14 protein-coding genes are annotated in these 12402 nt (G+C 73.2%); 9 read left to right on the top strand and 5 right to left on the bottom strand.

Annotated features, from left to right (window positions below; translation table 11 throughout):
- A partial coding sequence (locus VGH85_10520) for a DUF222 domain-containing protein (protein ID HEY2174231.1) occupies positions 1-1264 on the top strand: 1264 nt, incomplete at its 5' end.
- 77 nt (positions 1265-1341) lie between these two features.
- Here the strand turns inward: VGH85_10520 and VGH85_10515 are convergent.
- Entirely contained in the window at positions 1342-1992 is a 651-nt protein-coding gene (locus tag VGH85_10515; protein ID HEY2174230.1) for a class I SAM-dependent methyltransferase, read from the bottom strand.
- Positions 1993-2060: 68 nt separating this feature from the next.
- Between VGH85_10515 and VGH85_10510 the strand changes: the two genes are divergently transcribed.
- The gene (locus tag VGH85_10510; GenBank protein ID HEY2174229.1) at positions 2061-3011 is read left to right on the top strand and encodes a lysylphosphatidylglycerol synthase domain-containing protein; all 951 of its coding nucleotides are present in this window, start codon (positions 2061-2063) and stop codon (positions 3009-3011) included.
- A gap of 12 nt (positions 3012-3023) precedes the next feature.
- Here the strand turns inward: VGH85_10510 and VGH85_10505 are convergent, their stop codons facing one another.
- Genes VGH85_10505 through cofD form a run of 3 tightly spaced genes read right to left on the bottom strand, consistent with a single transcriptional unit; the run spans position 3024 to position 5928 of the window.
- The gene (locus tag VGH85_10505) at positions 3024-3605 is read right to left on the bottom strand and encodes an NUDIX hydrolase (protein ID HEY2174228.1); all 582 of its coding nucleotides are present in this window, start codon (positions 3603-3605) and stop codon (positions 3024-3026) included.
- The gene (locus tag VGH85_10500; GenBank protein ID HEY2174227.1) at positions 3602-4945 is read right to left on the bottom strand and encodes a coenzyme F420-0:L-glutamate ligase; all 1344 of its coding nucleotides are present in this window, start codon (positions 4943-4945) and stop codon (positions 3602-3604) included. The genes VGH85_10505 and VGH85_10500 overlap by 4 nt, the downstream gene beginning before the upstream one ends.
- Positions 4942-5928 carry a 2-phospho-L-lactate transferase gene (gene cofD, locus VGH85_10495; GenBank protein ID HEY2174226.1) on the bottom strand — a complete coding sequence of 329 codons (987 nt, stop codon included), beginning with the start codon at positions 5926-5928 and terminating at the stop codon, positions 4942-4944. Before cofD ends, VGH85_10500 begins: the two co-directional genes overlap by 4 nt.
- Before the next feature lie 265 nt (positions 5929-6193).
- Here cofD and VGH85_10490 point away from each other — a divergent pair, with 265 nt between their 5' ends.
- Positions 6194-6466 carry a WhiB family transcriptional regulator gene (locus VGH85_10490; GenBank protein HEY2174225.1) on the top strand — a complete coding sequence of 91 codons (273 nt, stop codon included), beginning with the start codon at positions 6194-6196 and terminating at the stop codon, positions 6464-6466.
- A gap of 23 nt (positions 6467-6489) precedes the next feature.
- On the opposite strand, the gene VGH85_10485 is transcribed toward VGH85_10490, so the two are convergent.
- Positions 6490-6966, bottom strand: a complete 477-nt coding sequence (locus tag VGH85_10485; GenBank protein HEY2174224.1) for a metallopeptidase family protein — start codon at positions 6964-6966, stop codon at positions 6490-6492.
- Positions 6967-7047: 81 nt separating this feature from the next.
- Here VGH85_10485 and VGH85_10480 point away from each other — a divergent pair, with 81 nt between their 5' ends.
- Genes VGH85_10480 through manA form a run of 6 tightly spaced genes read left to right on the top strand, consistent with a single transcriptional unit; the run spans position 7048 to position 12379 of the window.
- The gene (locus VGH85_10480) at positions 7048-7404 is read left to right on the top strand and encodes a DUF3499 domain-containing protein (GenBank protein HEY2174223.1); all 357 of its coding nucleotides are present in this window, start codon (positions 7048-7050) and stop codon (positions 7402-7404) included.
- 46 nt (positions 7405-7450) lie between these two features.
- Complete coding sequence (locus VGH85_10475) at positions 7451-8800, top strand: phosphomannomutase/phosphoglucomutase (protein HEY2174222.1); 1350 nt, start codon at positions 7451-7453, stop codon at positions 8798-8800.
- A 23-nt stretch (positions 8801-8823) separates the two neighbouring features.
- A complete protein-coding gene (locus tag VGH85_10470) occupies positions 8824-9024 on the top strand; it encodes a Trm112 family protein (protein ID HEY2174221.1) in 201 nt (66 codons plus the stop codon).
- Positions 9025-9034: 10 nt separating this feature from the next.
- Entirely contained in the window at positions 9035-10195 is a 1161-nt protein-coding gene (locus tag VGH85_10465) for an SIS domain-containing protein (GenBank protein ID HEY2174220.1), read from the top strand.
- Positions 10196-10217: 22 nt separating this feature from the next.
- On the top strand, positions 10218-11183 hold the full coding sequence (locus VGH85_10460; GenBank protein HEY2174219.1) for a cation diffusion facilitator family transporter: 966 nt from the start codon (positions 10218-10220) through the stop codon (positions 11181-11183).
- Positions 11180-12379 carry a mannose-6-phosphate isomerase, class I gene (gene manA / locus VGH85_10455; protein HEY2174218.1) on the top strand — a complete coding sequence of 400 codons (1200 nt, stop codon included), beginning with the start codon at positions 11180-11182 and terminating at the stop codon, positions 12377-12379. The genes VGH85_10460 and manA overlap by 4 nt, the downstream gene beginning before the upstream one ends.
- The last annotated feature ends 23 nt before the right edge of the window (positions 12380-12402 follow it).

The raw sequence follows: 12402 nt of genomic DNA, 5'->3' as shown, positions 1-12402 counted from the left end.
CCGGTTGGAGTCGACCGATGTGGCCGGGCTGGGCGATGACGATCTGGTCGAGGTGATCGACGGCTGGGACCGGCTGGCGTCGTGGGCGCAGGCGCGGCAGGCCGGCGCGATCGCGGTGTTCGCCGCCCGCCGCCCGCCGGTGGACCGCGATGATCACGGGGTGTCGGTGAGCGAGTTCGCCGCGGATGAGTTGGCGGTGGCGTTGCGGCTGTCCCGCCCCGCGGCGCAGGCCCGGCTGCACACCGCCCTGGATCTGGTGGGCCGGCTCCCCGCCACCCTGCACGCCTGGTCGACCGGGGCGATCGACGCGGTCAAGGCCCGGTCGGTCGTCGACGCCACCCGCCCACTCACCCCCACCCAGGCCACCTGGGTGCAGGACCGGGTGCTGCCCCGCGCGCCCACCCAGACCCTCGGCCAGCTGCGGGCGGCGTTGGCGCGGGCGGTGATCGCCGCCGACCCCACCGGCGCGCAACACCGCCACGAGCAGGCCTACGCCGACCGCCGGGTCGTACTCACCCCCGCCGGGAACGGCATGGCCGAACTGTGGGCGCTGCTACGCGCCGCCGACGCCACCGCCCTCTACCACCGACTCACCACCACCGCGAAGAAAACCGCGGACGGCCGGTCGATGGACGCCCGCCGCGCCGACGCGCTGGCCGGCCTCGCCCACACCCGCGGACCCGGCCAGCCGGCGCCCGCCCTGATACAGGTCACCGTCGCCGCCACCACCCTGCTCGGCGCCGACCACCACCCCGCCCACCTCACCGGCTACGGACCCATCACCGCCGCCGAAGCCCGCCGCATCGCCGCCGACGGCCGCTGGCGGCGCCTGCTCACCGACCCGACCACCGGCGCGCTGCTCGACTACGGCCGCCGCAGCTACCCCCCACCCGCCCCACTCGCCGACCACGTCCGCGCCCGCGACCACACCTGCCGGTTCCCAGGCTGCCGACAACCCGCCACCACCGCCGACCTCGACCACACCATCGCCTACCCCACCGGACCCACCAGCGCGACGAACCTCGCCGCCCTCTGCCGCCACCACCACCGACTCAAACACCGCACCCGCTGGACGGTGGAGCAGGCGAACGACGCGACCCTTACCTGGACCACACCCACCGGCCGCCGCCACACCACAACACCACCCGCAATAGGCGCCATCGAAGCCGACACTGCCGATGGGACCGAAGCGACTGCCGGGATCGCCGTCACCGACGATCCCGTCGCTACGACATCGATCGCGGAGCAGGGCGACGATCCATGACCGTCGGCGAAGGAGTCAGGGTCGACCACCGCGGGTCCACCGACCCGGCCGGTGGCGAGGGTGCGTTCGAGCGCGACCTAGCGCAGCGTCGCCCAGACGACTGTCCACGGGAACGGCGTGCTCACCGACCGCACCTCCGCCACCTTGGACACGAACTGCAGGAACTGGCGGGTCGACCAGTGGTTGAGATGGCCAGGGGTGTTGCCCAGGTTCTGGACGTAGCGGCCGGTCAGCAGATTGCAGCTACGGAAGATCGGTTCGCGCGGCACCGACAGCAGCAGATGGCCCGAACCGACTCTGGCCAGCTCGCGGAGGCCGGCCTCGGGGTTGGGCAGATGCTCCAGGACCTCGACGCAGACGATCAGGTCGAAGCTGTCGTCGGCAAAGGGGAGCCGCTGGGCGTCGGCGTGCAGATAGGTCGGGCCGGGTCGGGTGCGCCACTGCTCGCGCAGCCCGGCATCGGGCAGGTCGATGCCGGTGGCGCGACCGAAACGCCGGTGCAGCGACTCGGAGATCACGCCCTCACCGGCGCCCACCTCGAGCGGGTTCGCCGGAGACACGGGTTCGGCGCCGATCCGGGCCAGCGTCCGGTCGAGCCGCGCCACCCACCGATCGGTGAGGAAGCGGATCGCCGGATTCTTCGCGACGTACTTGTTGGTGTGGTTGCCGATGACGACACCGGGCGTCTCCGGTGCGGCGTCGGTGGTCGGTCGCGCGTCGGTGGCCATCGTTCTCCCTGGGTTAGCCTGCCGAGCGTGAAGGTACCGTGAAGCGCCTGCCGAAGGTGAGTCCGAGGGTGACTGCCGCCCTGCGGATCGCCTTCATCGCTGTCGCGGTGGGCCTCCTCGTCTACGCCCTCGTCTCGCAGTGGGGCTCCATCCATCGCGCGCTTGCCCGAATGGGTCCGCTCGCCGTCGTCGGGTCGCTGGCGGCCGCGATGCTGGGACTGTTCTTCAGCGCGCTGTGCTTCCGGGCGCTGCTCACCGAACTCGGCAACCGGCTGCCGCTGCCGGCCACGCTGCGGGTCTTCTTCCTGTCCCAGGTGGGCAAGTACCTTCCCGGCAGCGTCTGGCCGCTGCTGGCGCAGGTCGAGCTCGGCCGCGACCTGGGCGTGCCGCGGCAACGCTCGGCCACCGCCGGGGTGCTCTTCCTCGGCCTCAACCCGCTCACCGGACTGATCGTGGCGGCGGCGACGCTGCCGCTCGTCAGTCCGGACGCGGCCCGCCACTACCTGTGGGCGCTGGCGGTCGTCCCGATCGGCCTGGCGGTGCTCCATCCACGGGTGCTCAACCCGGCCCTGCGGCAGGCGTTCCGGCTGATCCGCCGGCCCCCGCTCGAACGGCCTCTGCGCGCCGCCGGGCTGGCCCGCGCCGCGGGCTGGCTGTTTGTGATGTGGCTCTGCTACGGGTTGTCCGTGCTCGCCCTGGCCGGCCCGCTCGGGATCCGCGGCGGCGAGTCGTTCCTCGTCTCGACCGGGGCCTACGCGTTGGCCTGGTCGGCGGGCTTTCTCGTCGTCATCGCGCCGGCCGGGCTCGGCGTCCGGGACGCCGCGCTCGTACTGACCCTGTCGCCGGTGATGTCGGTCGGCTCGGCCACCGCCGTCGCCGCGGTGTCGCGGGTGGTCCAGACGGCCGGTGACGGCCTGTGGGCGCTCGCCGCCGGCGCTCTGCACGCCAAGGCGCGGCTGCGCCGGGAGACGGCAGGCACGACAACGGCGACCGAGTCCGAAGGCCCACCAGGGGCCTGAGACCTGCGGCCGCTAGATCTCGTCAGCCAGCCGCGCGAAGCCCCGGCGGGTCAGCTCGGCGATGTCGTCGCCGATCGGCAGCGGCAGCGCGGTACGACTGAACCATTCCAGGTCGAGCGATTCGGGGCTGACGGTCGCGACGGCGCCCTCGGGTGCCACGGCCAGGAACCGCACGTCCAGGTGTCGCGTCGGGAGACCCAGCGAGCAGGTGATCGGGTGTACGGCGAGGTGGATCGGGCGGGGATCGAGGGCGAGACCGTCGATGCCGCTCTCCTCGGTCGCCTCCCGTAGGGCGGCCGCGGCGATGCTGGCGTCGTCCTCGCAGTGCCCGCCGAGTTGCAACCAACTGCCCACCCGTGGGTGCAGCGTCAGCAGCACGGCTTCCCGGCCCGGGTCGACGACCAACGCGCTCGCCGTCAGATGCCCGGGCACGCAGGAGCGTTCGGTGGCGTCCGGTCGCGCGGCGAGGAACGCCAGCATGGCCTCGCGAACCGACCGCTGTCCGGGGTCGAGGTCGGCGTAGGACGACAACAGCCGCACCGCGTCGGCGTGCAGCCGGGCGGTGGCCTCCGACGGTCCGCTGGGCGTGCTCATCGCCGGACCACGAACCGGTCCGGGTCGCGCGCCGGGCGCGCGGGCGGCGGCCCGGCCGCATGTCCCACCGCCACCGCACCCATCGGCGACCAGTCCGCAGGCAGGTCGAGCTCGCGGCGTACGACGTCCGGGCAGAAGAGTGTCGAGGACACCCAGCACGAGCCGAGGTCCTCGGCGGCCAGCGCGACCAGGAAGTTTTCGACGCCGGCGCCGGCGGCGACGTGGAACATCGTGCGTTCGGCGTCCGCCCGGCGCTCGTCGGGGTAGGGGTGCGCACCGTCGGCGACCAGGCACGGTACGACGATCAGGGGTGCGTCGCGGAGCAGGTCGCCGCGACGCAGCCGGCGGGTGATCTGCTCGGGAGAGAAACCGTCACCGGCAAGATCGGCCGCCCACTGTGTGGCCATCGCGTCGAGCAGCCGCTGCTGCGCGGCAGCGGTCTCGACGAGGACGAACCGCCAGGGCGTGGTGTGATGCGGCGCCGGGGCGGTGACCGCGGCGGCGACCGCGCGGCGGACCGCTTCCGGATCCACCGGCTGCGCGGTGAACCGGCGTACCGATCGCCGGGCCGGCACCGCCTCCCGCCGGCCCTGGGCCAGCGCCTCGGCGGTGCCGAGGGTGAACATGTCCTCCTCGGCGGGGCGCAACAGGGGACGGACACCCGCCGAGTCGTCCACCGGGGTCAGCCCACGGACGACCGCCGCCGGAATCCCGGCCAGCTTGCCCTTCACCAGGTCCGCCGCCGCGGCGACCTCGTCGGCGACGGCGATCTCGGTGACCGCCAACATGTTTCCGTGCGGATCGCGGACGCCACGCAGGTCGGAGAGAGCCGCCATGCCGGCGAGGCCGACCGCGTGATCCACCACGCCGGTCCGCCAGGCCCGACCGGCGGTATCGGTGATGACGACGGCGACCTCGACGCCGAGTGCCGCGCGCAGTCCATTGCGCAGCGCGTCGGCGGAGACGTCCGAGTCGACCGGCAGCAGGGCGAGCTCGTCGCCGCGGACGTTCGACGCATCGACTCCGGCGGCCGCGATGACGAAGCCGTGCCGCGTCTGGACGATCTTCGTGCGACCGCGGGCCGCGACGACCCGCACCGACTCCGCGTCGACGACACGTTGTCGCTGGGCTTCGCGCCCCTCCGGGTCCGACGGCGTCCAGACCAGGCGGCCCTCGACCTTCGACACGGCCTTCGAGGTCACCACGACGACGTCACCGTCGATGATCCAGGGCGCCGCCTGGGCGATCAGCGCGGCGAGGTCGCCACCCGGCCGCAGCTCCGGAATGCCGGTGATCGGCCGGATCTCGATCCGGTCGGCGGCCGCGGCGGTCTCGCTCATGCGACCAGATCGAGAGTGGCCCGGGCCATCGCGGTGGTCGCGTCGAGATCGGTCATGAGCAGCGGGATGTCGCGCACGGTCACCCCGGGGACGGTGCTGCCGGCGTCGGTGCTGTCGACCAGCCAGCCGTCGAGCAGGCCGCCAGTGATGCGCGCGCCGTAGTGCCGGCCGACGGCCTCGGCCGAGGTGGGGACGCCGATCGCGGACAGGCACGCGTCGGCCATCCCGCGCACCGGGGCGCCGCCCACGATCGGCGAGAGTCCCACGACCGGTGCCCGCGCGGACCGGATAGCCTCGCGCATCCCGGGTACGCCGAGGATCGTGCCGACGCTGACCACCGGGTTGCTGGGCGCGAGCACGATGAGGTCGGCGTCGGCGAGCGTGTCGAGTACGCCGGGAGCCGGCTTCGCCGAGTCGACTCCGACCTGCACGAAGGCGTGCGCGGGCAACTCGGCGTGGTGGCGCAGCCACCATTCCTGGAAGTGGATGGCCCGCCGGCCGGTGCCGGTCGGCGTCAGCTCCGCGTCCTCGGCGAGGTCGACCACGACGTGGGTCTCGACCCGCTCGTCGCTCATCGGCAGCAGCCGTACGCCGGGCTGCCACCGGGCACACAGGGCGTCGGTGACCGCCGACAGGGGATAGCCCGCGTCCAGCATCCGGGTGCGGACCAGGTGGGTGGCGAGGTCGCGGTCGCCGAGCCCGAACCAGCCCGGACCGACGTCGTACGCCGCGAGCTCCTCGCTCACCCGCCATGTCTCGTCCCGGCGACCCCAGCCCCGGTCCGGGTCGATGCCCCCGCCGAGGGTGTACATCACGGTGTCGAGGTCCGGGCAGATCCGCAGCCCGTGCAGGGTCAGGTCGTCGCCGGTGTTGCAGATGGCGCTGAGCCGGTGCCCGGCTCCCGGGTCGGCGCCGAGCAGTGCCTTCAGCCCGGTGAGAAAGCGGGCTCCACCGATACCCCCGACGAGCGCCACGACATGCACTCCGTCATGGTGGCAGATCCGCCGGTCCGCGCGGGCGTCGGCACCGGAGAGTCCGCGCGGGCGTCCTCCACGACCCCGGAGCGGACGCCGAGCGCCAGCAGACCGGCCGTCCAATACCAGAGGTTGGCTTGACGTACACGCAACGACACGGGTGTAATCACAGGGATGTCATTCGTGCCGATGGGGGTACGGCATCGAGGGGCCGTCCGGCCCCGCCTCGGGGAGTTCGAGCCAGCTAGGGGAGGGCATCACGATGAGTGAGCCCATGCAGGGGGAGTTCGCCGGAGCGATGAGTGCGGTGCTCGGTGAAGACGGAACTGACGAGGACTGGCAGGAGCGGGCGCTGTGTGCCCAGACCGACCCGGAGGCATTCTTCCCGGAGAAGGGTGGCTCCACTCGCGAGGCGAAGAAGATCTGCACCGGCTGTGACGTCCGCAGCGAATGTCTGGAATACGCGCTCGCGCACGACGAGCGGTTCGGCATCTGGGGCGGCCTCTCCGAGCGGGAGCGCCGCCGGCTCAAGCGGCGCGCCGGCTAGCGCCCGGGCGGCCAGAGGGACGCTCAGTCGGGCGGATCGAGTTCCTCCGGGTCGAGTCCGAGCAGGTTCGCGACCTGCTCGACCACGACGTCGTGCACCAGGTCGTCGAGGTCGAGCGGGTCCGCGGCCCGGGCCTCGAGCGGCCGCCGGTAGACGATGATCCGCGGCGGTATCGGGCGGCCGTCCCGGTCGACCCCGGCCGGGCGCAGCCGGGCCAGCGGGATGGCACCGTCGTCGACGACATCGCTGTCGTAGACGACCGCCTCGGCCGAGGTGCTCGCGACGTGGGGCACGTCCTCCACGGCGAACTCGACGCCGTCCAACTCGTGCGGGCGGAGCCGGTCGAGCCCGTCGACGGCGTCGAGCACCATGTCGTCGAACTCCTGGGCCCGGGTGCGCGAGAGCGGAACCGAGGCCGGGACCAGGGTGCCGCGCAACCCCCGACCGCGCCGGTCCCGGTGCGGCGAGCGCCGCGGTGGGCGGCCGGGAGTGCCGGACATGCGGCCAGGATACGGCGACACGACGCGATGTCCGTCGCGCCTGCCCCGTCCGGCGGGCGGCGGGGTCTATCGTCGCCGACCGTGGGTCATGTTCGGCGGTGCTCCCGGACGGGATGCGGCAACAAAGCAGCGGCGACGCTGACCTACGTCTACGCCGACTCCACGGCGGTGGTCGGGCCACTGGCCGGCTACGCCGAACCGCACAGCTACGACCTGTGCGAGGCCCACGCGCTGCGGCTCACCGCGCCACGCGGCTGGGAACTGGTGCGCCACGAGGGTCAGTACGACGTCGGCGGCCCCACCGGTGACGACCTCGAGGCGCTCGCCGACGCCGTCCGCGAAGCGGCCCGCCCCGAACGGCAGGCCGACGGCGATCGACCCGCCGACCCCGGCACCGGCCGCCGTGGCCACCTGCGGGTCGTGCCCACCTCCCGCTGAGTACGCTCGTGGCTCGCACCAGGCGGCCGGGGAAGGGACCACGACGATGCGCGATCTTTCGGCGATCGTAAAGGCCTACGACATCCGCGGTGTCGTCCCTGATCAACTGGACGAGGAGGTCGCCCACGACGTGGGGGCGGCGTTCGTCCGGGTCATGGGCGCCCGGTCCATCGTCACCGCGCACGACATGCGCCCGTCGTCCGGACCGTTGTCCGCGGCGTTCGCGCGCGGAGCCACCGAGCAGGGCGCCGACGTGATCGAGGCCGGACTGGCCTCCACCGACATGCTCTACTTCGGCGCCGGATCGCTCGACATGCCCGGCGCGATGTTCACCGCGAGCCACAATCCCGCGCGCTACAACGGCATCAAGCTGTGCCGGGCCGGCGCCGCACCGGTCGGGCAGGAGAGCGGACTCACCGAGATCCGGGAGCTGGTCGAGGCCGGTGTCCCGGCCCACGACGGTCCGCCCGGCTCGGTGTCGCAGCGCGACCTGCTCAGCGACTACGCGGCGTACCTGAAATCGCTGGTCGACCTCTCCGGGATCCGGCGGTTGTCGGTGGTCGCCGACGCGGGCAACGGCATGGCCGGTCACACGGTGCCGGTGGTCTTCGAGGGCCTGCCGATCGACCTCACCCCGATGTACTTCGAGCTGGACGGATCGTTCCCGAACCACGAGGCCAACCCGATCGAGCCGGAAAACCTGCGCGACCTGCAGGCCAAGGTCCGCGAGATCGGCGCGGACGCGGGGCTGGCCTTCGACGGCGACGCCGACCGCTGCTTCGTCATCGACGAGCGCGGCGAGGCGGTCTCGCCGTCGGTGATCACCGCCCTCGTCGCCACCCGGGAGCTGGCCCGGGAGCCGGGCGCCAGCATCATCCACAACCTGATCACCTCCCACGCCGTCCCGGAGATCGTCCGGGAGCACGGCGGCACCCCGGTCCGCAGCCGGGTCGGGCACTCGTTCATCAAGGGCACGATGGCCGAGACCGGGGCGATCTTCGGCGGCGAGCATTCCGGGCACTTCTACTTCCGCGACTTCTGGCGGGCCGACTCCGGGATGCTGGCGGCGCTGCACGTGCTCGCCGCGCTCGGCGGTCAGGACCGGCCGCTGTCGGAGCTGGTCGACGAGTTCAGCCGTTACGTCGCCTCCGGCGAGATCAACTCCACGGTCGACGACCAGGCCGCCCGGGCCGCCGCCGTGAAGGCCGCCTTCGCCGACCGCCCCGACGCGACGATCGACGAGCTCGACGGGCTGACCGTCGACCTGTCCGACGGCGCGTGGTTCAACCTGCGCCCGTCCAACACCGAGCCGCTGCTCCGGCTGAACGTGGAGGCGCCCGACGATGCGCGGATGGCCGAACTGCGCGACGAGGTGCTCGGTATCGTCCGGTCCTGACCTGCCAACCCTCGGGAGCCCCGGTGAACCTCGATCCTGCCCTGCTGGAGATCCTCGCCTGCCCGGCGTGCCACGCCGAGCTCCGCGTCGACGACGCGGCCTCGCAGCTCGTCTGCACAGGCTGCGGACTGGCCTACCCCGTCCGTGACGACATCCCGGTGCTGCTCGTCGACGAGGCGACCCGCCCGGGCCGGCCGGCGCCGGATGACGCCGGCTCGTCCTGACCGTCCCTCGATGAGCGTCGGATCCGGGCCCGGGCCGGTCGACGAGACGGTCCTCGACGACCCCGACCGACAGGCCTCCGCCGATCCGTCCGGCATGCTGCGGGAGAACGCCACCGCCGGCCCGCAGGTCCGGCGTACGGTCGCGGCCGCCGAGGAGGGCGGCGTGGCCTCGCTGGCCGGTCAGGGCGCCCCGCGCAGCGTGCTCGTCGTGGGGAGCGGCGTCTGCCGGCTGGCCGCCCGGGCGCTGTCGACGCTCACCGGACCGGAGGTCACCGCCCCGATCGTGGCCCACGCCGGGCCCGACCTGCCGCGCTGGGTCGGGGCCGCCGACCTCGTCGTCGGGCTGAGCGCGTCCGGCGCCAACGCCGCCACCCTGTCGGTACTGCAGGCGGCCGGGTCGCGGGGCTGCGAAGTGGCCGGGGTCGGTCCGGCCGACACCCCGCTGGCGGCGGTCGTTTCCCGGGCCCGCGGCAGCCTGGTGACGGTGCCCGATCACGGACCGGCCCGCGGCCGGCTGTGGTCCCTGCTCACCGGGCTGGTCTGCCTGGCCGCCCCGGTCGGGCTGCTGGACGTGCCCGGTGACCTCCTCGAGGCCGTGGCCCAGCGGCTCGACGACGACGCGGTGCGCTGCCGGCCGACCAGCGAGTCGTTCGTCAACCCGGCCAAGCAGTTGGCCATTCAGCTCGCCGGATCGCTGCCGGTGGTCTGGGGGTCCTCCCCGCTCGCGGACGTCGCGGCCCGCCGCTTCACCGACATGCTTGGCGCCTCCGCGCGCTATCCGGCCGTGACCGGAAGCTTCGACGATCTGTGGCTCGGCGGGCTCGGGCCGCTCGACGGGCCGTTCGGCGCCGGCGGGCTCACTCCTGCCCCGGTCGAGGACGACCTGTTCCGGGACCGGGTCGACGAGCCGGAGCCGGTGCGGGCCCGCCTGGTCATGGTGCGCGACGCCGACCCGGAGATCGACGCGGTCCGCCGCCTCTCGCAGGTGGACGACCTGATCGAACGGCGGGGCCTGCCGGTGACGGAATGGGCCGCCGAGGAGGCGCCACCGTTGCTTCGGCTGGCCCAGCTGATCGGCGTACTCGATTTCGCCGCCAGCTACCTCGCGATGCTCTACGGGATCGACCCGTGGGGTCCGGTCGAGGACGGTCCGCCCGGGTCGGCCCCGTGACGGCCGAGACCGCACCGCCGCGATGAGCACGTCCGGCGGCACCCGGGCGGTGATCGCCGCCCTCGGCGCCAACATCGGCATCGCGGTGGCGAAGTTCGTGGGCTTCTTCATCACCGGCTCGACGTCGATGCTCGCCGAGTCGGTGCACTCCGTGGCCGACTCGTGCAACCAGATCCTGCTGCTCGTCGGGGGCCGCACCGCCACCCGGGCGGCCACCGAGGAACACCCGTTCGGCTACGGCCGCGACCGGTACTTCTACGCCTTCGTGGTCGCGCTCGTGATCTTCTCGCTCGGTTCGGTGTTCGCGCTGTACGAAGGGATGCACAAACTCCAGCACCCCAAGCAGCTCGAGTCGCCGCTGGTCGCGGTGCTGATCCTGGTCGTGGCCGCCGTCCTGGAGGGGTTCTCCTTCCGTACGGCGGTGCACGAGGCGGGCAAGGTGCGCGGCCGCAGCTCCTGGGCCGGCTACATCCGGCGGGCCAAGGCACCCGAGCTCCCGGTGGTCCTGCTCGAGGACTTCGGCGCGCTGATCGGCCTGGTGTTCGCCCTCCTCGGCGTCGGTCTGGCCACCCTGACCGACGAACCGCGGTGGGACGCCGCCGGGTCACTGGCCATCGGCGTACTGCTCGGCGCCATCGCGATCGTGCTGATCATCGAGACCAAGAGCCTGCTCATCGGCGAGGCCGCCTCGCCGGACGCGGTGGCGCGGATCCGGGCGGCGCTGGTCGGGCAGAGCGTTGACCGGGTGATCCACCTGCGCACCCTGCACCTCGGACCCGAGGAGTTGCTGGTCGCGGCGAAGATCGCGGTGCCCCGCACGATCAGCCTGGACAAGGTCGCAGCCGCCATCGACAGTGCCGAACGCCGGGTCCGCGAGGTGGAGCCGCTGGCGCGGGTCATCTACCTCGAACCCGACCTCGACCGCGGACCCCAACCCGGAACCACATCCGGATCCCAGCCCGAGACCCCGCAAGGAAGCCCACAATGATCTTCCCGCTCACCAACCCGGTGCGCCCGTACGCGTGGGGTTCGCGCACCGTGCTCCCGGAGCTGCTGGGCGAGCCCAGTCCGGCGCCGGAGCCGCGGGCGGAGCTGTGGATGGGCGCCCACTCCACCGGGCCGTCGCGACTGCCGAACGGCGAGCCGCTGGACAAGCGCATCGCCGCCGACCCGGTCGGCGAGCTGGGCGAGCACACCGTCGCCGAGCTCGGTACGACGCTGCCGTTCCTGGCCAAGCTGTTGGCCGCGGAGGCGCCGCTCTCCCTGCAGGCGCACCCGACCACGGAGCTGGCCCGGGCCGGGTACGCCGCGGAGGAGGCCGCCGGGATCCCGCCCGACGACCCGCGCCGCAACTACCCCGATCCGCAGCACAAGCCGGAGCTGATCTGCGCCGTCACCCCGTTCACCGGCCTGATCGGCTTCCGCGACGTCGCCGAGACCCGCCGGCTGCTCGCCGAGCTCGCGGTGCCCGAACTCGCGGCTTACGACGCCGTCCTCGCCGAGCGCCCCGACGAGGCCGGGCTGCGGCAGGTCGTCGGTGGGTTGCTGGCTCTCGATCCGCCCGAGCGCGGGCCCCTCGTCGCCGCCGTGGGTGCCGCCTGCGGGGTGGGCGGCGGCGAGTTCGCGCCGGAGAAGGCGCGCGTCGCCGACCTGGCCGCCGCCTATCCCGACGACGCCGGCGTCGTCGTCGCGTTGCTGATGAACCTGGTCCGGCTGGCGCCCGGGCAGGCGGTGTTCCTGCCCGCCGGAAACCTGCACGCCTACCTCGACGGGTTCGGTGTCGAGGTGCTGGTCAACTCCGACAACGTGCTGCGCGGCGGGCTGACCGGCAAGCACGTCGACGTCCCGGAATTGCTGCGGGTGCTCGATCCGGTCCCGGGCCTGCCGCCGGTGCAGTCCGGTCGCGCGCTGCCCAACGGCGAGCACGTCTACGACGTCCCGGCCAAGGAGTTCCGGCTGTCCCGGATCACCGTGGCCGACGACGCGGTGACCGTCGACGCGGCCGGACCGCAGATCTTCGTGGCGCTGTCCGGAACCGTGCGGGTCGAGCAGGACGCCGAGTCCGTCGGGTTGGCTCCGGGCCGATCGGCCTACCTCCCGGCCGGCGGGGGACCGGTGACGGTCACCGGCTCGGGCACGGCGTACCGGGTCACCACCAACCTCGCGGCGCCGGGGACCCCGTAGCAGGGTTTCTTAGAACGTTGACA

It is taken from the genome of Mycobacteriales bacterium (assembly GCA_036497565.1).
In the GTDB taxonomy this organism is placed as follows: Bacteria; Actinomycetota; Actinomycetes; order Mycobacteriales; family QHCD01; genus DASXJE01.
The sequence above is the reverse complement of the archived record's forward strand: the minus strand, read 5'-3'. Positions and strand labels throughout refer to the sequence as shown.